Raw genomic sequence first — 22,200 nt, 5'->3', positions numbered from 1 at the left:
ATTTCAAATTGCACTAAAACTTCGTCTAAGACATATCATCTATTCCTTAAGAATTGTAAACACTTCTCACTACATTTGTTTGTGTACGATCTGGCCCAACGGAGAAGATAGATAATGGAATTTCCGTTAATTGAGAAATACGCTCTAAATAATGACGAGCATTTGCAGGTAATTCATCTAAACTTCTCACACCAGTAATATCCTCTTCCCAACCAGGCATCACTTCATAAATTGGGTCACATTCTGCTAGCACGTTAAGACTTGCCGGGAATTCTTTCAGGATCTTTCCTTTATAGCGATACGCTACACAAATGTTTAGTGTTTCAATTCCTGTCAAAACATCAATAGAATTAAGGGAAAGATCGGTAATTCCGCTTACACGACGAGCATGTCTTACAACAACACTATCAAACCAACCGACACGGCGCGCCCTACCTGTTGTTGTTCCATATTCTCGACCGACTTCACGAATTTGATTTCCAATTTCATCATGTAACTCAGTAGGAAAAGGGCCATCACCAACACGGGTTGTATAGGCTTTTGATACACCAACAGCATGATTAATCTTCGAAGGGCCGACACCCGAACCAATGGTTACTCCACCTGCTATTGGGTTTGATGATGTTACAAATGGGTACGTACCTTGGTCGATATCAAGCATAACCCCTTGTGCTCCTTCAAATAATACACGACGCCCTTCATCCAAAGCATCATTTAAAACAACCGATGTATCACAAACATTGGCCGCCATCTTTTGGCCATACTCATAATACTCATCTAAAATATCTTCTACTTTCATTGGCTCTACTTCATAAATTTTTTCAAATAATCGATTCTTCTCTGTTAAATTCTGCTTTAATTTTTCCCGGAATACTTCTTTATCTATTAAATCAGCAATACGAATACCCATACGGGCCGCTTTATCCATATAGGCGGGTCCAATCCCTTTTTTCGTTGTCCCGATTTTTTGATCCCCTTTTGCTTTTTCTTGTAGGATGTCTAGTTGAACATGATAAGGTAAAATCACATGTGCACGATTACTAATGCGGAGATTATCCGTTGATATATGGTGCTCATGTAGATAAGCCACTTCATTCATAAACGCTTTTGGATCAATGACCATTCCATTTCCAAGTACACAAATCTTTTCTTTGAAAAAAATGCCAGAAGGAATTAAATGTAATTTATATGTTTCATTATCAAATTTGATTGTATGTCCAGCGTTATTCCCTCCTTGATAACGGGTAATAATCTCGGCATTTTGTGATAAGAAATCCGTAATTTTTCCTTTTCCTTCATCGCCCCACTGTGTTCCAACTACAACTACTGCTGACATATCGCACCTCCACTGATTTATCACAAAGTATGGTTTTAATCAATTTACTTTTTTAGTTTATCAATAAAAGAAAGGATGGTCAATTTAGAATACGAACATTAATATATTTTTTTTATGTATTGTTCGGTAATTATGGTTTTGTGAAAAATCTAAAAGTAATCAGAAACCTGAAGGAATATAAAATGGTGATATATGTTAAATTAGGCGGAGGAAATGGTGTGATTAATGAAAAAGAAACGTTATAAATTCTGAAATAAAGCAATCAGGGCGGTCACATTGGTCTTGTACATATGGAAGTAACATCCCATTAATAGATGTAAGGAAATTATTGCTATATCTCGGTTTTACCTATAGAAGCACTTTTTCATTTGGAAGGTGTTAATCCTATATGATGAATAACAAAATAAGCATCGTCTTCTCATTCATCATTCGCTCATTATTTAGCGAGATGATTTAACAAGGATGAAGAAGTATTGATGAATTAAGGCATTGACTCGATTGTCGGATCATAGAAATGTGGAAAAAGTAGAGATTGAAATAAGCATCTGACACACCGATTCAATATATAGAAAGAATTGGTGTGTCAGATGCTTATATTTTTTAATAATTCACCTGCGGATAATCAATTCTTCGAAGCAGCAGTAAATCCTTTAATCACATGTATATGGCCATTACTTTCTGTTGTCTTTATTTCTACAAAGTGTGTATGATAGTCATTCGGCAATGGAATCAGCGAACCAGTATATGCTTCATAATAGTGGATATGCCCATCATCAAAAGTGGTATGTCCATAAATCTTATGGACATGTCCTTCATTGGATTCAATCGGCGGTCCTGTGACTCCAGGATGCAAATGAGTATGCTCATCATCACACGTAGTTGCACCATAATGTGCATGTGTATGTCCACAAGTTTCTTTTGAATTTCCATCTTGTTTTGAACGATAATGCAGAGGTTTTCCATCAGGATGATTCAGGTTATATGGATGCTGCCTAAAATTATTCACAGCCGCATAAGAAATTGGTACTATACCGTAATACATGAAGTTATCCCCCCCTGAGATAATGTTTGCATCAATAATATGGTATGCAGGATGGGCATATCAGGTGCCGAAAAAAGCGCTAATCCGATGTGTCACCGCATTAAGCAAAAATCTACAATGTAAGGACGAAAACAATGAAAATATGCTGAAATATATGTTATATTCTATACAAAGTGAGGTGCTGAAACTATGATATATGAATTTAAAGTAACATTGCGTGATGTTGGTGAACAAGTATGGCGTAAAATTCAGTTGGATGAACATTCAACGTTCCAAGATTTACACAGACTGCTGCAAACGGTCTTTGATTGGGATGATTACCATTTACACAGCTTTACAGTAAATAAAACGGCTGGACAAAGGGTGGAGAATATTGAGATAAAACCAGATGGCCCTTTGGAAGAAGATTTTACTGGTTTTTTGGGAAGTATGTATGAAACGTTTGATGAAAATAAAGAGAGATTGTCAGATTGGTTCAAACTTGCAAAAGATCAGGTATTATACACCTATGATTTTGGGGATAACTGGGATCATGCAATTGTTCTGCAAAAGAAATTAAACCCAGAAAAAAATGTAACTTATCCCTGCTGTATTGATGCCAAAAACCTTGCACCTGAAGAAGACTCACGGGGGGAAGTTTTGATGGGTAAAGTGGATTTGACTCCACCTACTTCCAAACAGTTAGTAAAAGAAATAAATGAGGATATCCAAGATCAATTAAGTGATTTAATTAGTAAGAAGTCTGGCTCATCTGATTCCAACACTTACGATAATTGGGAGGAAACACTCCAGAAAGCAAAGGAGTTTCAAAAACTCAAGCCTTGGGAAAAAATGACGGATGAACATGTTTTTGCAGTGATCGATCCGATTACAAATGAGCGGCTGTTTTGTTCGGTTATGGGAAGTGCTGGTGAAATGTTTGGCTTAGCAGTATACATTGGTAAGGCAGGGTTCCGCGGATTGATGGATACATTAGTTAGACAAGAACCTGATTTTAAGCTTGTTGCTAAGCTACATAGCATTGTTTTAAGCTTTAAAGATCGTGATGAGCTTAATAAAGAAGAGTATGCATTAGTTAAAACGTATGATGTTCCTTTTCGTGGCAGAAAATCCTGGCCTTCATTTAGAAGCTATAAACCAGGATATTACCCTTGGACGATAGAAGATGAAGAGGCAAGATTGATGCTTGTAGCACTAGAACAAGTAATGGCTTTTTACAGCGAACTGGATGGTCTAAAAGAAGTTCCTGATTTACTTTATGATAAAAAAGTAGTAATAAAAGTTCCAAAGCAGGTAAACGGTGATATGGTATTTCAAAATGAAACGATGGCTGTTAGTGACTATTTTGAGATGGATGAACCCGAACCAGATCTCGCTATTTCTGAGGTTGATTTAAAACGAATAAAAAAACAGATGAAAACGATGCAAGCTTCGGTGGAATTTGTCATGGAATATTTGGACATGCCCATTCAAGAAGACCCTTCAAAGCGACCGATTTTCCCGCTTATCGTGTTGGCAGTTGATCAAGATGAAGGCCTTGTAATCTATCAAAATGTACTTCAGGATAAATCAGATCCAGGTATCTTGCAGCATGAGTTGCTACACATGTTTCAAACAATCGAAGGGATACCAGATAAAATAATGATGGATAAGGAAACTGCCGCTCTGCTGGCACCACTTATTAAACAACTGAATTTAACTATTCAAACAGAAAACTATTTCTCTGCCGCCCATATGATTATTGAGGAGATGCATAATCATATGTTGTAATGTGAATTTCCAAAAGCCGAATCATGATGATTCGGCTTTTGCATTGATGAAAACAAACTGCCATAAAGAGGACACAATTCAATTAAATAAAAGACAGAAAACTCTCCTCTTTTATTGAAAATGATTCTCATTATTGATTATAATATAGATAGAAATGAATTGTTTTCAGGTGGAGGGGATTAGAAATGAATAGAATTCTCATGCTTTATGCGAGCACTACTGGAAATACGGAATTAATGGCAGAAGCAATGGTGGCATACCTTGAAGATAAAAAGTATGAAGTAGTTTCCAAGACATTTGACTTCGATCCAATCGATGTCGAAGAGCTTTTGGACTATGACGCCGTACTTGTCGGAACGCATACATGGGATGATGGAGAGCTGCCGTATGAAGTGGAAGATTTTTATGAGGAAATGGAGGATGTAGATATAACCGATAAAGTATTTGGTGTGTTTGGATCCTGTGATTCTTTTTATGACTCGTACGGTGGTGCAATTGATTTAATATGGGATCGGCTGAAAAACCTTGGTGCGATTGTGATTCCGGAAAGATTAAAGGTTGATTTGGAGCCGGAACGGGAGGATATTGTGCGGTGTGAGAGGTTTGTGGATAGGATGATTGAAATGGTAAGTGAAACTGTATAAAAAAGACCTAAGCATTATGTGATGCAATTATTATATAATGCTTTTTTTAATGTGATAAAATAAAATTTTAATAAATTACTTGTTAATTAATATGAAATTATATACTGTATAAAGTAATACTATTTATTTCAAAGGAAGATCGATATGGCGTATGTACTTGGAATTGACGGTGGGGGAACAAAAACAAAAGCTGTAATTGCTGATATGGATGGAAATATTGTCGTACAAGCAATAGAAGCCCCAACTAATCCTAATGTTGTCGCAAACGGACAGCTTGAAACAACATTTCAGAATTTAATGGATTCCCTGAACAATCAATTGCCTGATGTACTAAGGAATGTTCGTTGTGTATTTGCTGGTATTTCAGGTGCTGGAAATGATGAAAATAAACGAAATGTAAAAGAAATCCTGAAACGGAAGCTGCCTGATAGCATATCAATCCAAGTAGAAGCTGATACAATCAATGCATTATATTCGGGAACGTATGGAAAAGCAGGAATTGTCCAAATTTCCGGAACGGGATCAATTACTTTTGGTATCAACAGTCAGCATAAACAAGATCGGGTAGGTGGCTGGGGCTATTTATTTGGTGATGAAGGAAGCGGATATGATATTGGTAGAGAGGGAATGATTGCTGCATTAAAATCATTTGATGGGCGTGGTGATAAAACGATATTGCTGCAAATGTTATTCACTCATTTTGGTGTAAAGCAACCACAGGAACTGATTAAAAAAATATATGCTTCACCTACTCCAAAAAATGCAATCTCTCCACTTTCCAAAATTGTATTTGCGGCATATAAACAGCAGGACCCTGTAGCCACTATTATTTTATTCAATGTCAGAAAAGAAATAGCACAAAGCATTAAAACATTATATCAAAAACTATTTGCATCAAATGAAGAAGTCCCCGTAGTATTATGTGGAGGTGTTTTTAATGAAAAGGAGATAATGCCTGAACTGCTCAAACGTGAACTATCAACATGCTCGGGTATTAGCTTGACTTTACCAATGGTACCACCAGTAGTTGGCTCGATAATAGGGGCTTATCTGATGGAAAAAATAAAAATTAATGACAACATCATCGATAATTTAATCAATACAATTTAGAAGGTGATATAATGGCACATATAAAGGGTGGACTCGTTATTCTCAAGGAAATGGTAAATAACTTACCACCATCTGAGAGAAAAATTGCAGAATATATTTTGAAAAATCCTGAGGAATCAATTCTTTTAACGGCATTAATGCTAGGGGAAAAAAGCCAAACAAGCAGTGCTGCAGTAATTCGCCTATGCAAATCGCTTGGCTTTAAAGGGTTTCAAGAGTTAAAAATCCGAGTAGCTGGTGATTTGCAGGCTGAAGCTACAAATGAATATCGTGATATTGAACCGAATGAGGGCTTTAAAAATATTATTGATAAGGTGACTACTAACACCATCCAGACATTGAAAGAAACAGTAGACATCATGAATGAAATAAACCTTAAGGAAGCTGTTAAGGCATTATCGGAAGCAAAATCCATACTTTTTGTTGGCTTTGGAGCTTCTTATATTGCAGCAAAAGATGCGGAGCAAAAGTTTTTACGGATTAATAAAAATGCTTATTCCTTTTCTGACGTTCATATGGCAGCAACATCTATTGCGAATAAAGGCCCAGATGATGTTGTTGTTGGTATTTCTTTTTCAGGTAATACAAAGGATGTTGCAAGATTATTGGAACTTGCTAAACGAAAGAATGCTAGCACAATCAGTATTACAAAGTATGGAAATTCAAAGGTCAGTCAATTTGCTGACATCCAATTACATATATCTGCAGCTAAAGAAGCAACATTTCGTAGTGGTGCCACATCTTCACGGATCGCTCAACTGCATGTGATCGATATTTTGCTGATGTGTCTTGCATCCACGGAATACGAAAATACTATTAAGCATTTGGATGAAACAAGGGAGGCGGTATCGTTTTTAAAAGGAAAAGAATAAAAAATGCATTAAAGGCATTTTTTTGTGGTTTATGAAATTTTATTACTAATAAATAAAATATTATTGACAAAATAATTCATTAAAGCTATAATGATAACAACTTCAACGTAGGTATTTTGCATTATTGGAAGCGCTTTATAAATGATTATAATCACAGATAAGGAGATCAATGTACATATGAAATTATCGCAATTAACGACTGAACAAAGAAATCAAAATAGTATGAATCTTGACCAAATGTCTACGATGGAAGTTTTGCAAACCATTAATGATGAAGATAAAAAAGTTGCAATCGCCGTGGAATCTGTATTACCACAAATAGATGTTGCGATTGAAAATATATATAAATCTTTATCCGATGGCGGAAGGTTATTCTATGTAGGAGCTGGCACCAGTGGTAGGGTAGGTGTGATTGATGCATCTGAATGTCCGCCAACATTTATGACCCCACCTGAAATGGTACAAACCGTGATGGCAGGAGGAGTAGACGCATTTTTCCATGCGATAGAAGGATCTGAGGATAATGAAGCTCAGGGTGAAGCAGATCTAAAGGCAAAAAATCTTACCGATAAGGACGTTGTGATTGGGATAACAGCAAGTGGCAGAACGCCATATCCGATTGGAGCGTTAAAATATGCTCAAACCATTGGAGTATATACAATCTCTTTATCCTGTAATAAAAATTCATTGATTAGCAGTTATGCAGATTGCGAGATTGAAGTGATAGTTGGTCCGGAAGTGTTGACAGGATCCACTCGAATGAAAGCAGCAACCTCACATAAAATGATATTAAACATGATAAGCACAGCGACAATGGTGAGACTTGGAAAAGTTCATGAAAACTTAATGGTTGATGTTCATGCGAGTAATTATAAATTAAAAGAGCGGGCGAAACGTAACATTATGGAAATCACAAAAGTACCTTATGAAAAAGCAGAAGAGGTTTTAATGGAAACAAATCATGAAGTAAAGCCAGCAATTGTTATGTTGGAAGCCAGTGTGACACATAAAGAAGCACAGGATGCGATCCATAAAGCCAATGGGTATGTGAGAAAGGCGATAGAATTTTTTTCATAGATTTTCTAAAATACAGAAACCCCATTAATAGCTTCTATTGCTGTTAATGCGTTTCATATAAATTTTTTAAAAAACAAAGGGGGCAAATAAGTTGAATAAGCTTTTTAATCGCAAATTAATGCTATTACTGGTTACAATCTTCATGCTAGCATTCACCGTTGCATGTTCATCCGATGACGAAGATCCAACCGGTTCAGAAAGTGGTGACCCTGGTGACTCAACTGATTCAGGTGATTCAGCAGAAGGTAGTGGCGATGGTGAAATTTCAGGAGAGCTTGAAATTCAATACTTCGTTGGGGGATATGGTGATTCCTGGTGGAAGGAAGTTATTGCCGACTTTCAGGCGGAATATCCGGATGTAAGCATTGTTGAACATGCTGGACCAAATATCAATGAAGAAATGCGTTCCCGCTGGGTATCCAATGATCCACCTGATGTTGTCTACATTGATGGGGCGGGATCAAGTGAAACACAGATGGTTGAGGACGGACAGTTAATGAATTTGACAGAATGGCTTCAGGAAATAGAGCTTGAGAATGGCGATAAACTAGCTGACAGTTTTATCGTTGAACCTGCAACATATGATGGAGAAATTTTTAGCTTGCCATTGGTATTTGATACTTGGGGTACCTGGTATGACAGAGCATTATTTGAAGAAAAAGGCTATGAAGTTCCAACTGATTTTGACAGCTTCATGAGTTCCATGGAGGAAATTAAAGAAGGAGAAGGAATTGATCCATTGGTAACAAGTGGACAGCATCCTTACTACTTCCTGCGCGGAATGCTTTATCCTGCATTTGGTGCAGCTGGTGGAGATGAGCTGTTAGCTGATCTGATTACAGGTGCAGAAGGTGCTTGGACAAGTGATGTTGTGCTGGAAACAATGAAAAAGGTAGAAACAATGGCAGCAGAGGGCATGTTTGATTCTGGTTTAGGTGCATTAAACCATACACAATCACAAATGAACTTCCTACTGCATGAAAATGCATATGTTCCAGTAGGTTTCTGGCTGCCAAATGAAATGGCGAATGATATTCCAGAAGGATTTGAATTTGGCTTTATCCCTTCACCAATGCAGGATGCTGGTGAACCATATGCGGTAGTTCCGGATCTGCGTCCATTAGCAATTGCAGAAAATGCAGAGAACCCCGAAGCTGCTAAAGCCTTTGTAGAGTTTGCGTTCACCAGAGAATATGCCATGACATTCTCTGAGCATACTGGTGCAATTATGAATTTGACAGAGGTTGATTTATCAGCGAGTGATGAGGTTCCAAGTTATTTAATGGAAGCAAATGCGATGATTAATGATCCGGAGCAGGTACAAATTTATCATAAGCCACATCCAATGAGTGCAGATCTGGAAACACCTATTGGTAATGCATTAATGTCCTTAATGCTTGGCAATATGACTGCAGAAGAGTTTGTGGAAGAGGCAGAAAAAGCTGCGGCAGAATATCGTAGTTAGTTGAATAAGCAGGTATGGAATATAGAATGAATCCCTATATTCCATACTGTTATTTTTTTTCAGAAAAGAGTGATTGGATGGTACAGTCTAAAAAACAAAAATATATGTTTTTGGCCTTTTGTTTAATTCCTACCTTTATTATGTTTGCTATTTTTACACTTTATCCTTTGTTTAGTGGTTTGTACTATTCCTTTTTTGACTGGTCAGGATCGGCGCAGAATAAAGAATTTATTGGATTTGACAATTACATAAAATTAATAAATGATGCGATTATCCCCAATACGATTATCCACGATTACTTCCTGGTGGTTACAAAGGTTATCGGCATTATGATACTAGCGATGTTTTTTGCTGTTGCATTAACACAATTAAAAATAAAAGAAGCACCATTTTACCGGATTGTGTTTTTCTTCCCAAATATCATGTCAGTTGTAGTAATTGGAATCCTATGGACATTTATCTATAATCCAAGCATGGGGCTGGTTAATTCAGGGCTTGAATTCCTTGGACTTGAGTCTTTAGCCAAACCATGGCTGGGAAGTGAAACATGGGCACTGCCAAGCTTGGTACTGCCATCTATCTGGGCTGGAATCGGTCTATTTATGCTCATGCTGATGGGTGGTATTGCGAATATCTCGAAAAGTTATTATGAAGCGGCTGAAATTGATGGGGCGACAGAATGGCAGCAATTTTGGAAGGTGACCTTACCACTTGTATGGCCGCAAATTAAAATATCCGTTCTTTATATCGTAATTACGACATTAAACGGATCCTTTATCATTGTACAGGTTATGACAGGCGGTGGACCAAATAACTCCACACATGTTATGGGGTCCTACCTTTATCAGCAGGCATTTGTACAATATAACTTTGGCTATGGAGCAACAATTGGTGTAATGATTTTAATCCTGTCATTAATCACCGTATTAATTTTACAATTTTTTATGCGAAGAGATAAAGTCGAATACTAGAATCTAAAGAAACGGAGGGATAGTCGTGAAACGAAGTGTTGGTCAGATTTTAGGCAAAACAGGAATACGAATTCCGCTCATATTATGGACAATCGCCGTGTTATATCCAATCTTTTGGATGTTTCTCGGTTCATTCAAATCGAATGCTGAAATATACCGGAATCCCTGGGGCTTCCCGGAAACATTTAATTGGCAAAACTTTGCCGATGCGTGGACAAATTTCAATATTGATACAAGTGTGTTTAATAGTTTAATAGTAACAGTTGTTGGGGCTGCGTTAACACTGGTGCTTGCTGTCCCGACTGCATATGCGATTGAGCGTTTAAATTTCAAGGGGAGTAAATTTTTATTTACATTGTACGTTTCCGGCATGATGATTCCGATGGTTTTAGGATGGATTCCGTTATTCTTTCTATTGATGGAAATGAATTTGCTTGATAATATTTTCGGTTTAGCTATCGTTTATGCAGTTAGTCAGCTTCCATTTACGATTTTTGTGTTAACAAGCTTTATGAGTACAATACCTAAATCCCTGGAGGAATCAGCTGCAATCGATGGGCTTTCTCCATATGGTGTACTTTGGAAAATTATCACACCACTAAGCATGTCCGGTATTATCACAGTAACAATCATGAATGCCATCCAATTTTGGAATGAATATTTCATGGCTTTGATCTTCCTGCAAACGGAGGGGAATTATACACTGGCTCTGGCAATTGACTACATCAGCAGTGAGGCACAGTATACAAATGCCTGGGGGACGTTGTTTGCAAGTCTTGTCATTGCAATAATTCCGGTTATTATTCTTTATGCGATTTTCCAACAGAGAATTGCTAAGGGGATGACGGAAGGTGCGATTAAGGGGTAGGAAAAAAGCAACAATTAGCTATCTGGTTGTTGCTTTTTTATATTCACTATATAAAGGATTTCCTTGCTTGCAGATAGAATGAGTCAAAATGGGAGGTCTTGATCATCGATATTAAAAGTTCCCTCAACCTTCTTTGTGGGTATTTCTTCTTTGATGTATTCCTGATTATTCTCTTCCTCTTCCCATTCTTCCCATGTTATACCATATGGAGCTCCTCCAGCCGTATATCCGGCAATAAATGCAAATGTTTCATCACTATCCTCATCCCAAAAGTCCTCTTCAAGTTGTTGTCTTTTTTGCTTTTTGGCGGCATTTCGCTTTTTGACCTCGAGTTGCCTTTGAATGTTAGCATTTTTCAATTCTTGCTTATAGGCATCATCAAAAGTATAACCAATCATTTCTAATTCTTTTACAGCACACACTTTGTCCACTCCGAAATGTTTGCTATACCCTTTTACAAGATTTTTTCCACTGTATGTTGGTATCCAATGTACTGCAGCCTGTAGTCTGCCAGAACGCTTAAGTCGTAAATGTCGTGGTGTGTTTGATTTCTTTTTCTTTCGCTTCCCCATTAGGAACCCTCCTTGTAATCATATTATAAACTTTCTACTTTCGATGCTCAATCCGTATGAAACACACTAATTTTAGATAAAATGTATAATAGATATATAACTTTGGAAAAATGAGGGTTAGTTATGAAAAAACTAGAATATCAACTTCAAAAGGCACTAGAGGAATGTGAGCGGTTAACAAAGGAAAATGATCAACTAAAAAACCTTTTAAAGCAACATCATATTCCTGTGATACCTGAGAAAGTGCCTCAAAATAACAACACAGTGCATTCAAATGATGAAAAATTAAATGCTGGAATTAGATTATATAGAAATTTGTTTAGAGGGAGAGAAGATGCTTATGCCGTAAGATGGGAGTATCCTGGGGAAAAAGGATATTCACCTGCTCGAGACCCTAAAAGCAAAGAGCTACTGCCATTAACGGATCAAGTCATATACGATCATCTTAGCGGCAGTAAAACAATCGGTGTTTATCCGTTATTGAGAGATGATACATGTTGGTTTTTAGCAGTTGATTTCGATAAGAATAATTGGAAGGTGGATGCAACCGCATTTTTAAATGTTTGCAAAGAGTTAAATGTACCAGCATATATGGAAAGATCCCGTTCTGGTAATGGGTGTCATATTTGGATTTTCTTCAAACAGCAAATCCTAGCTAAAACAGCACGGCAGCTTGGGAACTTCCTGTTAACTCGAACGCTTGAAAAAAGATACCAAGCAGGCATTACGTCTTATGATCGTTTATTTCCTCATCAAGACACCTTACCAAAAGGTGGTTTTGGTAATTTAATTGCCCTTCCTCTACAACACTATCCAAAACAAAATGGAAACAGCGCTTTTGTTGATGAAAACTTTAATTCATTTCCAGACCAATGGATGTTTTTGTCAAGAATAAGAAAAATGCCCCAAGATGAAGTCAATCAGATTGTTAAAGAAAATTACAGGAATGAAGCTTCGACTTCTGTTATAAAAGAAGTTAGCAGTTCAGAAAAAATGCCCGAAAAGATAACAATTATTTGCGAAAATGGGATTTATATTCCCACAGAAGGTATTCCATCAGCTTTTATGAATGAAATGATTAAACTAGCGACATTTAATAATCCAGAATTCTATAAAGCCCAATCAAAAAGATTATCGACTTATAAGATCCCAAGAATCATAGATTGTACGGAAGTTTCACAAGATAACCTAGTATTGCCCCGGGGATGTATGGATTCTTTGAAAAAACTTTTTAAAGAGTATGCTATAGAACTGATAATAAAAGATAAAACAAATTCAGGAACCGCAATAGATACTGATTTCCATGGGCAATTGACACCACAGCAAGAGGAAGCTGTTCAAAATCTGCTAAAATTTAAGAATGGAATATTATCAGCAACTACAGGCTTTGGGAAAACTGTTGTAGCGGCTTCTCTAATTTCAAGAAGGAAGGTAAATACCTTAGTAATCGTTCATCGTAAACAATTAATGGATCAATGGAAACAGCGTTTATCGACATTTCTTGATTTGGATATAAATAAGATTGGACAAATTGGCGGTGGGAAAAATAACGCCAAAGGGCTTATAGATATCGCTATGATTCAAAGTCTGAATTCTAAGGGTGAAGTAAAAGATTCTATTTTAGAGTATGGACAAATTATCGTAGACGAAAGCCATCATTTTTCGGCATTTAGTTATGAAAAAGTGTTAAAGCAGGCTAGAGCAACATATGTACATGGTTTGACTGCAACCCCAGTAAGAAGAGATGGTCGAGAACGTATAATGACTATGCAATGTGGCCCTATTCGTTATAAAGTAACTGCAAAAAGCCTAGCTAAAACAAGACCTTTTAAACATGTGTTAATACCTAGAAAGACATCTTTTAAAGGTAAATCGAATAACAATAAACAAAACATTCAAAGCCTTTATAAGGAATTGATAGAGGATAACCAACGAAATAATATGATTTTTAACGATGTATTGAAGGAATTGGATAATGGATCCTCCCCAATTATATTAACGGAAAGGATTGAACACGTTAAGACATTCGAAGCGATGTTTAAAGGTTTCGCTAAAAATATTATAATTCTCACAGGGGGGATGAGTAAAACTGAAGCACAAAACAAATTAAAGCAATTAGAAGAAATATCTGATGAAAATGAAAGATTAGTGATTGCAACTGGTAAATATATAGGCGAGGGCTTTGATAATGCTGTTCTGGATACGTTATTTTTAGCTATGCCAATATCCTGGAAGGGAACTTTGCAACAATATGTTGGTAGACTCCACCGACTGCATGATAATAAGAATGTTGTAAAAGTATATGATTATGTTGATCATAGAGAGGAAATTTTCAATAATATGTTCGAAAAAAGAAAAAAGGGTTATAAAGCAATGGGATATATAATAGAAGGAAAAAATTCTAAAAAAGCAGTACATACAGAACAAATGGAACTGTTTTGAATAAGAATATTAGTTCGCATATTACTATTATATTGTCAGTTTAAATGGTAAAATAGATTTAGCAACTATATATGCATGGTGGGCGGTTGACCATCTCCTTTAGAAGGGAGGTGGTAGAGTGACGATGTATGAATCATTAAGCTTGTTAGCTCAATTTAGCTTAACTTTAATAGCTATCTTGACACTTATTGTAGCTATCGTCGTCTTTCTATACAGAAAAAAGTAACCGCCCCATGACCAGTGGATAAGTCGGTTACTTCTTCTGTTTTGCACCATTTTCATTAGGTCAACCGCTCTTTATGCGGTTTGTAGTTGTTGCTACCGAGTGGTTCTGAGCCACTCGGTTTTTTTTATTATATACTTATTATAGTATATTTATAACTGTATATTCAAGTTATTACTTCCACAGAGTTAAACATTAAGTAACCACTCCGAACTTTTTCAGTCTTTCAATGCATTTTTACACTTTTTCTCCATATCTTTAACAAACTTCAACCAGTCCACAATAAAATAACATATTCACGTTCCACCAATCATAAGTCTAACAACATAATGAATTAACGGTAATTTCCCATTAAATGAAATTTTCTGATAACTATGTTATGATAAATAAAATCATAGAATTTAGGGGTTTATGTAAGAAAAAAATATAGGAGGGGTTTTATGGAATATGCAATTACTGGCTGGACACTGTTTTGGTTCGCTGTACCCATGCCACTGCTTGTTGTATGGGCGACCATTACCTTTTTCACGGAGAGGGGGGATGAAGACTAATGGATGCAACGTTAATCACTTTTTCAGCTTATTTAATCGTAATGATTGTTATTGGGATTATTACATACCGGATGACAAATACATTATCTGATTATGTTCTGGGTGGACGTAAATTAAATGGTTGGGTGACAGCATTTTCCGCATCAGCCAGTGACTTCAGTGGATGGCTCCTAATTGGTTTGCCGGGTGCTGCTTATGCGGCTGGTTTTGGGCAGTGGAGTTTGTGGATTGCAGTTGGTTTGGCAATTGGGGCGATGATTAACTGGCAATATGTTGCAAAACGGCTTCGAATTTATACAGAGTACACAAAAGATTCGATAACACTTCCGCAGTTTTTCGAAAATCGGTATCGGGATAAATCGCATCTATTACGTGTTATATCTGCATTATTTATTTTAGCTTTTTTCTTGTTTTATACCGCATCAGGACTTGTTGCTGGAGCAAAGCTTTTCCAGGGAACTTTCGAAATTGATTATCACATGGCATTAGTTATTGGGGCAATTATTATTGTTGCATATACTTTCCTGGGGGGATTCCTGGCGGTAAGTTATACAGACTTCATTCAAGCAGCGTTAATGTCTGCAGCCCTATTTTTTACCTCAATTTATGGATTGATTAAAGTAGGCGGGTTTGGGGAATTATTTAATCAGCTTGGTTCAATCAGTCCAAGTCTTGTTGATGGTTTTGCTGCAACAAGCTATGATCAGGCAGGAGGAATTCTCTGGGAGCCTGCAGGTGCAATTGGTGCTATAGGAATTATTTCTGCACTTGCCTGGGGACTTGGTTATTTTGGACAACCACATATTTTGGTACGATTTATGGCAATCCGCTCACATAAAGAAATACGAAAAGCGCGTTTGATCAACGTAACATTAGGACTTGTCATACCGCTCTATGGTGCATTGATTGTTGGGATGTTAGGGATCCTGACCTTTGATCAGCCATTAGCGGATCCCGAGCAGGTGTTTATTCAACTTGTGCAGTTTGTTTATGATCCATGGGTTGCTGGATTTTTGCTTGCAGCTGTTTTAGCAGCGATTATGAGTACAGTCGATTCTCAGTTACTCGTGTCATCCAGTGCATTGTCGGAGGACTTTTACCGAAGATATTTCCGCAAAAAAGCCAGCGATAAAGAATTGGTTTGGGTTGGCAGAGTGTCCGTGTTATTGATTGCGCTTCTTGCAGTTATGATCGCCTGGAATGAAACGAGCTCCGTACTTGATCTTGTAAGTTACGCCTGGGCTGGGTTTGGTGCTACATTTGGACCACCAATTTTGTTTTCACTGTTTTGGAGAAAAACTTCCCGAAATGGAATTTTAGCTGGGATAATTGTTGGTGGAGTAACCATATTTCTATGGCCATTAACTGGTTCAGCGCTTTATGAAATGGTTCCAGGATTTGTTTTATCGAGTATTGCCATTGTAGTATTTAGTCTAGTTGGAAAAGGGCCATCAAAAGAAATGCTGGAAGAATACGATAAAATTGCCAGAGTAAAATAAGTTAGGAGTGAAACAGCATGAATCAAAATAAGATATACGGAAATACACCTTGTTTTATGGGTGGCAAAAAAGTTAGCTTAAAAGATGATAGTGCAAAAGACAGAGATGTATTAATTTATGGCGTACCATGGGAAGGTTCAGTAACCTGGGGGGACTACACCGGCTGCGAACTGGGACCAAAAGTGATCCGTTTAAACTCAGCCCGTTATTCCGGGTACTTGCCGGAACTTAATCATCTGGATGTCCTCAGCCATTATAGAATTGGTGATCTGGGAGATGTTGACGTGGTTCCTGCAAATACAATGGAAACAATGCGTCGTATCGGGAATTTTGCAAGTGATGTTTGGAAGACGGGGAAATTCCCAGTTGCATTTGGAGGCGATCATGGGATTACTTATCCTATTGTAAAGGCGTTGAGCGAAGAAGTTGAAGGTAAAGTTGGAATTATCCACCTAGATGCCCATTATGATAATTACAAAGATTACGAGGGAGATTTATATGCTCGTAGTACACCATTCCATCGGATTTATGAAAGTGAAAGTGTACGTAATGAAGGCATTGTTCACATGGGAATCCACGGGCCACGGAATAAGCCGGAAACCGGAAAATACGCTGATGAAGTTGGTGCAACTACAATTTCGGTGAGAGAAATTCGTCAGGCTGGAAGCAACTTATCAGAGCTTGCTAAGAAGGCATACAGTATTGCCAGTAAGGGAACGGAAGCTGTTTATTTAAGTATATGCAGTGATGTACTGGATTTTGCATTTAACCCAGGTGGTCCTGTCGATGGAAATGGCGTAACATCCTATGAATTGCTGGAGCTAGTTCATGAATTCGCCAAGCTGGGAATTCGTGGAATGGATTATGTGGAGGTTTATCCACAACAGGATACAAACGATAATTCCTCACATTTTGTGACATATGCAGTATTGTATGCATTGGCAGGGACTATTTTAAGAGAGCAAGAGAAATAATTGAAAAACACTTCCTGGAAGGGCGAGTGGAATTTTCGTGAAGTGTATTTATTCCCGGATGCTCTACAGATAATTATACCTATTTTGAATTCAGAATATCCTCCTATGGACTCTTGTTGCTAAAATGAGTTGGTGCTACGATTGAGTTACAGAAATGAAAAAGGGGGGGATAGGTTGACCAAAGATATGGTGGAGGATCTGTTGCAAACAATCACAATATGGCTGGAGGACTTGAAAGATATACAAACAAACAGCCAGCAAATCGATGAACACTATTCGAAACTGGAAGCTGAAGCAAATAACATAGAAGTAAATATAAATGGATTGAAGCAAAATATTAGAAATATCGATGAACAACTAGCAATGGTGATGGAATGTCATCCAGGAAAAGAAACTGATAAGTTAATAGTACGAAATATAATTAACTAAAGCGTGCATTGGCAGGCTTATTTTTTTGGCGTTTTTAATAGTTGTCGAGGGTTGCTTTTTTAATGGAGCGATAGTGAACATATAATTTTAATGAAGTATGAATTAACTTAATATTATTGCATTCATCTAATTTCTAAAGGTTTGATCACAGTGAACCGATAATCTAATAGTGAGGCTTTTTCTGCTTAGAGATTATATAAAAATAGAGGTGCAAATGATGAACAGGAAATTTGGATTTAAAAGTATAAAATCAAAAATAATATTTGGTTTCTCAGTTGTTATTTTACTGGTGATATTATTATTTGCTTATAATATGTATAACACATTTAAGACGAATGAAGCTATACAGGAAATATTGGATCATGAGCTTGCTTTACTGATTGCTGATGAGAAAATTGTTACGAATGTAGCAGAACGAACAGCTTTATTACGTGGTTACTTATTATATGGAGATTCAGCATTATTAAATCAGTTTAATGAAGGTGTAGAAGCATCTATTGCGTTGGAAAATCAAGTACTTGAGTTAAATAATTCTGAAGAAGTCCAAACACTTATCGATAAAAAGATGGAGTGGGGATACTTTACTGATGATGTGATTGCAGAATATGAAAATGGAAATGAAGACCGTGCGTTAAATCTCATGTCTTTATTCGTGAGACCACTATCAAATGAACTCATGACAGACTTTCAACAGCTGGCTGATAAAAGAGAAATGATAATAAATGATATGGGTAAAGAAATTGTATCCAGTGGAGAAAGTAATTTTATTTTTAGTATTGTTATTACTGTCCTTGTTTTAATTCTAGGGATTACAGCAGCGGTTGTTACTTCACAAACGATAAGCAGACCAATAATTAAAGTGATGGATCGTATGAATCTGATAGCAAGTGGTGACATGAGCCATGAGTCACTTGTAACAAAATCACAAGATGAAATAGGTCAGCTTGTTGATGCGACTAATAATATGGCAAACAACACTCGTCAATTGTTGAACAAGGTCCAGCTTGTCTCTGAAACGGTTTCAAGTCAAAGTGAGGAGCTTTCGCAATCCGCCAATGAAGTAAAAACTGGTTCCGAACAAGTTGCAATAACAATGCATGAATTGGCGACTGGTTCAGAAGCACAAGCCAATAGTGCAAGTGATTTAGCATCTGTAATGGGTACTTTTGCAGAGAAGGTTCAAGCAGCAAACGATAAGGCTGGACTTATTCAACAAGCTTCAAATGAAGTGCTGCATATGACATCGGAAGGCAGTACGTTAATGGAAAACTCTACAAAGCAAATGGCGAAGATCGATCACATTGTTCAGTCTGCCGTTAATAAGGTAGAAGGTTTAGATGCTCAATCTCAGCAAATCTCAAACTTGGTATCGGTAATAAAAGATATTTCAGAGCAAACGAATCTGCTTGCATTAAACGCAGCAATTGAAGCAGCAAGAGCAGGTGAACATGGAAAAGGGTTCGCAGTCGTTGCAGATGAAGTGAGAAAGCTAGCTGAGCAGGTATCTAGTTCGGTAATGGATATCACAACGATTGTAGCAAGCATTCAAAATGAAACGAATGAAGTAACCAATTCCTTGCAAAGTAGTTATGAAGAAGTGAAGCAGGGTCAAAAGGATATAAAAGTAACTAGTGAAACCCTTGATGGGATACGTTTATTTGTGAATGAAATGGCGAGCAGTATTAAATTGGTTTCTGATAACATCGCAGATATGGCAGCCAGTAGCCAGCAAATAAATGGATCAATTGAGGAAATCGCTTCAATCTCTGAGGAGGCAGCTGCAGGTGTGGAGGAAACCTCTGCATCATCCGAACAAACGAGTAGTTCCATGGATGAAATTGCTGCAAGTTCCGAAAATCTTGCTAGGTCAGCTGAAGAACTGAATGGATTGGTAACACAATTTAAGCTGTAGAGGCAAAAAAAATTTAGCCTATTTTCGTAAAGTTTGGGACGAACAGTATGCAGTCCCAAACTTTTAGAGAAGCCTACATTTACATAAGCAGAACTTTCGTCACCTCGTTAAGCGGAAGTGAATTAGCAGCTATAGTGGACGATAATAAAAAGCAGGGTACAGCCTAACAAATGCTGTACCCTGCTTTTTATTTTTCCATTTTAAATGTATTAACCTGCTCCTGCATTTCGTTTGAGTACGAATCCAGTTCCTCAGCTAAATGATTCAACTGTTCCATAGAAGCAGTTTGTTCTTCAATCGATGCAGAAATTTCTTCAGTCCCTGCAGCTGTTTCTTCACTGATCGTAGTAATAGTTTGTATGTTTGTTGATAATATTTTTTCTTGTTCGTTGATGATGTCCATGATATCTCTTACTTCACTGATTAATCGATTGTTCTTTTTAATCGTATCTTGAATACTTAGAAATGCTTGTTCTGTTTCATTTACAGATGTTGATTGTGTTTGGATAACATCGTTTGTTTTTTCGATCAATAATGCCGTATTTTTTGTTTCTGATTGCATTTCTTTAATTAATGTGGAAATGTCTCCAAGGGCGTTTTCAGATTGCTCCGCCAGTTTTCGTACCTCATCTGCTACGACTGCGAACCCTCTTCCATTTTCTCCAGCTCGTGCAGCTTCAATTGCTGCGTTTAAAGCTAATAAATTTGTTTGGTTTGAAATGTCAGCAATTTTTGTGACAATTTCATTTATGTTGTTTGATTTTTCATCTAGTGATCGAATCGATTGAACGACTTTATTAGTCATTTCGGAAGTATTTTCGGACTGTTTTCGAAGCCCATCTACTGTTATTGCACCCTGTTCTGAAACTTCATCCATAACTTTGGCTTCATCATAAAGCCTGTCATTATGTGTGGTGATTTGCTTGATATAGCTTGAAAGCATTTCAGTTGCAGATGCATTTTGTTCCATTCGTTCTGATTGTTCCCCCGCTCCTGTTGCAATTTGTTCCATAGTTGTTGCTACTTCATTGGATGACGCTGTGTTTTCCTCGGCGCTTGCAACTAATGTCTGTGATGCTTCTGAAACATGGAATGATATATCTTTCATTTTCATCATCAGCATTTGTATGTTTTTGAGCATATTTTCAAAGCTCTGTGACAACTCGCCAATTTCATTTGTTGATTTTATATTTGTTTTTACGGTAAGATTTCCTTTTTCTACGGTTTTCATTGTCTGCTGTAATAATTTTATCGGGTTCGTAATTCTTCTTGCTATGAAAATGGATGCAACAATAGCTAATAAAATAATCACCGTAACGGTAATCATTATTGGTATAAGTGTTGTGTTAGCAATTTCCTGAAACTCTTTTTCGGAAACAGTTTCAGCTAAAATCCAACTTGTTGTACCGTTTGTTGTAAAACCTAAAACCTTTTTATCGCCATCCTCCTGGTATTCGATAACTCCATTACTTCCGGCTGCTTGTATTTTATTAAAATAGGTTTGATCTGTAGCACTTTGATTTGCTAATTCCTCATTGGTGTGGGATACAATAGTGCCATTTTGACTGATGATCATTGTATCACCGGATGTAGTTGATTTAACATCCTTGGTGATAGTCAGTAAGGTATCAACAAGAATATCCATTCCATTTGCTCCAATAAGATTCCCATCCTTATAGATAGCCTGTGCGGCAGTAATAACCATACTGCCTGTAGCATGATCGATGTAAGGTTCTGTCCAAATGACTTCCCCTTCGGCTGCGGCTGCGGCTATATACCAATCTCTGGTTGAACCATCAAAGTCATCACCTAAATCTGCTTCGGGATAAATAATGGTATGGCCATCACTATCATCAACGGTATAGGCATTGAGGATTACTTCATCTGCTTCTACTGTCGAACCAAAGAAATTGAGTAATTCATTTAAATCTCCGTCTGCATGATTTAAAATAATTTCACTTTCTGCAAATCTATGTAAAATATTTTCCTTATTAATAAAAAACGTTTCAAAAGTATTATTTAAATTTTCCATCTGTGATTGAATATTTTTCGACTTCTCACCGATGAGTATATCTTTATTTATCGTGTAGCTTGTATAAGAAATGATTAGCCCTGCGACAATAAATAACGATAAAAAAGGGATAAGTATTTGTTTTTGCAGCGAAGTTTTAAAGAGTTTTTTTTTCGTAACAGTTTTTTGCTCATTGCTTATCTTTTTATTCATATCGTTCCCCTTCATTCTTAGATAATTTAGTAATCTATTTTATTATCGGATGACACACAAAGATTATGTAGTAAATTAGTCTGGAATTTTGTGAATATTATAGTTTCTAATCGATAGATAGACTCAAAAAATAGATATCAACAAAATATATTTTGACATTCCATTAACTTTTACTGTATACTTATATATCGTTACTAAAAATGTATTTTTATATGAGGT

Annotated in this window: 18 protein-coding genes; 14 read left to right on the top strand and 4 right to left on the bottom strand. The window is 36.9% G+C overall.

Annotated features, from left to right (window positions below):
• Positions 1–46: 46 nt before the first annotated feature.
• Both AC6HVZ_RS06425 and AC6HVZ_RS06420 read right to left on the bottom strand, forming a co-directional pair.
• On the bottom strand, positions 47–1,336 hold the full coding sequence (locus AC6HVZ_RS06425; protein WP_497557322.1) for an adenylosuccinate synthase: 1,290 nt from the start codon (positions 1,334–1,336) through the stop codon (positions 47–49).
• Between the two features lie 622 nt (positions 1,337–1,958).
• Entirely contained in the window at positions 1,959–2,378 is a 420-nt protein-coding gene (locus AC6HVZ_RS06420; protein ID WP_497557321.1) for a YmaF family protein, read from the bottom strand.
• A gap of 189 nt (positions 2,379–2,567) precedes the next feature.
• On the opposite strand from AC6HVZ_RS06420, the gene AC6HVZ_RS06415 reads away from it, so the two are divergent.
• The 8 genes from AC6HVZ_RS06415 (at position 2,568) to AC6HVZ_RS06380 (ending at position 11,155) form a co-directional block, all read left to right on the top strand.
• A complete protein-coding gene (locus AC6HVZ_RS06415) occupies positions 2,568–4,148 on the top strand; it encodes a plasmid pRiA4b ORF-3 family protein (RefSeq protein WP_497557320.1) in 1,581 nt (526 codons plus the stop codon).
• A 185-nt stretch (positions 4,149–4,333) separates the two neighbouring features.
• On the top strand, positions 4,334–4,792 hold the full coding sequence (locus tag AC6HVZ_RS06410) for a flavodoxin (RefSeq protein WP_497557319.1): 459 nt from the start codon (positions 4,334–4,336) through the stop codon (positions 4,790–4,792).
• 144 nt (positions 4,793–4,936) lie between these two features.
• Positions 4,937–5,902 carry an N-acetylglucosamine kinase gene (locus AC6HVZ_RS06405; RefSeq protein WP_497557318.1) on the top strand — a complete coding sequence of 322 codons (966 nt, stop codon included), beginning with the start codon at positions 4,937–4,939 and terminating at the stop codon, positions 5,900–5,902.
• Positions 5,903–5,913: 11 nt separating this feature from the next.
• Entirely contained in the window at positions 5,914–6,774 is an 861-nt protein-coding gene (locus tag AC6HVZ_RS06400; protein ID WP_497557317.1) for a MurR/RpiR family transcriptional regulator, read from the top strand.
• 177 nt (positions 6,775–6,951) lie between these two features.
• Positions 6,952–7,851: an N-acetylmuramic acid 6-phosphate etherase gene (gene murQ / locus AC6HVZ_RS06395; protein WP_497557316.1), complete on the top strand. Its 900-nt coding sequence runs from the start codon at positions 6,952–6,954 to the stop codon at positions 7,849–7,851.
• 118 nt (positions 7,852–7,969) lie between these two features.
• Entirely contained in the window at positions 7,970–9,316 is a 1,347-nt protein-coding gene (locus AC6HVZ_RS06390; RefSeq protein WP_497557358.1) for an ABC transporter substrate-binding protein, read from the top strand.
• 77 nt (positions 9,317–9,393) lie between these two features.
• Positions 9,394–10,287 (top strand): carbohydrate ABC transporter permease, encoded by an 894-nt coding sequence (locus AC6HVZ_RS06385; protein WP_497557315.1) that lies wholly within the window; start codon positions 9,394–9,396, stop codon positions 10,285–10,287.
• Positions 10,288–10,312: 25 nt separating this feature from the next.
• Positions 10,313–11,155, top strand: coding sequence for a carbohydrate ABC transporter permease (locus tag AC6HVZ_RS06380; protein WP_497557314.1), 843 nt, complete (start codon positions 10,313–10,315; stop codon positions 11,153–11,155).
• A gap of 83 nt (positions 11,156–11,238) precedes the next feature.
• Here the strand turns inward: AC6HVZ_RS06380 and AC6HVZ_RS06375 are convergent, their stop codons facing one another.
• Positions 11,239–11,727, bottom strand: a complete 489-nt coding sequence (locus tag AC6HVZ_RS06375; protein ID WP_497557313.1) for a hypothetical protein — start codon at positions 11,725–11,727, stop codon at positions 11,239–11,241.
• A gap of 123 nt (positions 11,728–11,850) precedes the next feature.
• Here AC6HVZ_RS06375 and AC6HVZ_RS06370 point away from each other — a divergent pair, with 123 nt between their 5' ends.
• From AC6HVZ_RS06370 to AC6HVZ_RS06345, 6 genes are all read left to right on the top strand, one after another.
• Positions 11,851–14,169, top strand: a complete 2,319-nt coding sequence (locus AC6HVZ_RS06370; protein WP_497557312.1) for a TOTE conflict system archaeo-eukaryotic primase domain-containing protein — start codon at positions 11,851–11,853, stop codon at positions 14,167–14,169.
• A gap of 124 nt (positions 14,170–14,293) precedes the next feature.
• Positions 14,294–14,395, top strand: coding sequence for a putative holin-like toxin (locus AC6HVZ_RS06365; RefSeq protein WP_497557357.1), 102 nt, complete (start codon positions 14,294–14,296; stop codon positions 14,393–14,395).
• 547 nt (positions 14,396–14,942) lie between these two features.
• The gene (putP, locus tag AC6HVZ_RS06360) at positions 14,943–16,442 is read left to right on the top strand and encodes a sodium/proline symporter PutP (protein ID WP_497557311.1); all 1,500 of its coding nucleotides are present in this window, start codon (positions 14,943–14,945) and stop codon (positions 16,440–16,442) included.
• A gap of 17 nt (positions 16,443–16,459) precedes the next feature.
• Positions 16,460–17,416: an agmatinase family protein gene (locus AC6HVZ_RS06355; protein WP_497557310.1), complete on the top strand. Its 957-nt coding sequence runs from the start codon at positions 16,460–16,462 to the stop codon at positions 17,414–17,416.
• 174 nt (positions 17,417–17,590) lie between these two features.
• A complete protein-coding gene (locus tag AC6HVZ_RS06350) occupies positions 17,591–17,845 on the top strand; it encodes a hypothetical protein (RefSeq protein WP_497557309.1) in 255 nt (84 codons plus the stop codon).
• A 217-nt stretch (positions 17,846–18,062) separates the two neighbouring features.
• Positions 18,063–19,757 carry a methyl-accepting chemotaxis protein gene (locus tag AC6HVZ_RS06345; protein WP_497557308.1) on the top strand — a complete coding sequence of 565 codons (1,695 nt, stop codon included), beginning with the start codon at positions 18,063–18,065 and terminating at the stop codon, positions 19,755–19,757.
• A 187-nt stretch (positions 19,758–19,944) separates the two neighbouring features.
• Here AC6HVZ_RS06345 and AC6HVZ_RS06340 read toward each other — a convergent pair whose 3' ends face one another.
• On the bottom strand, positions 19,945–21,981 hold the full coding sequence (locus tag AC6HVZ_RS06340) for a methyl-accepting chemotaxis protein (RefSeq protein ID WP_497557307.1): 2,037 nt from the start codon (positions 21,979–21,981) through the stop codon (positions 19,945–19,947).
• Between the last annotated feature and the right edge of the window lie 219 nt (positions 21,982–22,200).

The organism is Oceanobacillus sp. NCCP-135, from assembly GCF_059698015.1.
The sequence above is the reverse complement of the archived record's forward strand: the minus strand, read 5'-3'. Positions and strand labels throughout refer to the sequence as shown.

Coding starts and splice junctions, on each gene's coding strand:
- AC6HVZ_RS06385 (WP_497557315.1), top strand. CDS start 9,394: ATGGTACAGTCTAAAAAACAAAAATATATGTTTTTGGCCTTTTGTTTA.
- AC6HVZ_RS06425 (WP_497557322.1), bottom strand. CDS start 1,336: ATGTCAGCAGTAGTTGTAGTTGGAACACAGTGGGGCGATGAAGGAAAA.
- AC6HVZ_RS06415 (WP_497557320.1), top strand. CDS start 2,568: ATGATATATGAATTTAAAGTAACATTGCGTGATGTTGGTGAACAAGTA.
- AC6HVZ_RS06370 (WP_497557312.1), top strand. CDS start 11,851: ATGAAAAAACTAGAATATCAACTTCAAAAGGCACTAGAGGAATGTGAG.
- AC6HVZ_RS06355 (WP_497557310.1), top strand. CDS start 16,460: ATGAATCAAAATAAGATATACGGAAATACACCTTGTTTTATGGGTGGC.
- AC6HVZ_RS06405 (WP_497557318.1), top strand. CDS start 4,937: ATGGCGTATGTACTTGGAATTGACGGTGGGGGAACAAAAACAAAAGCT.
- AC6HVZ_RS06340 (WP_497557307.1), bottom strand. CDS start 21,981: ATGAATAAAAAGATAAGCAATGAGCAAAAAACTGTTACGAAAAAAAAA.
- AC6HVZ_RS06365 (WP_497557357.1), top strand. CDS start 14,294: ATGTATGAATCATTAAGCTTGTTAGCTCAATTTAGCTTAACTTTAATA.
- murQ (WP_497557316.1), top strand. CDS start 6,952: ATGAAATTATCGCAATTAACGACTGAACAAAGAAATCAAAATAGTATG.
- putP (WP_497557311.1), top strand. CDS start 14,943: ATGGATGCAACGTTAATCACTTTTTCAGCTTATTTAATCGTAATGATT.
- AC6HVZ_RS06400 (WP_497557317.1), top strand. CDS start 5,914: ATGGCACATATAAAGGGTGGACTCGTTATTCTCAAGGAAATGGTAAAT.
- AC6HVZ_RS06345 (WP_497557308.1), top strand. CDS start 18,063: ATGAACAGGAAATTTGGATTTAAAAGTATAAAATCAAAAATAATATTT.
- AC6HVZ_RS06420 (WP_497557321.1), bottom strand. CDS start 2,378: ATGTATTACGGTATAGTACCAATTTCTTATGCGGCTGTGAATAATTTT.
- AC6HVZ_RS06410 (WP_497557319.1), top strand. CDS start 4,334: ATGAATAGAATTCTCATGCTTTATGCGAGCACTACTGGAAATACGGAA.
- AC6HVZ_RS06375 (WP_497557313.1), bottom strand. CDS start 11,727: ATGGGGAAGCGAAAGAAAAAGAAATCAAACACACCACGACATTTACGA.
- AC6HVZ_RS06390 (WP_497557358.1), top strand. CDS start 7,970: ATGCTATTACTGGTTACAATCTTCATGCTAGCATTCACCGTTGCATGT.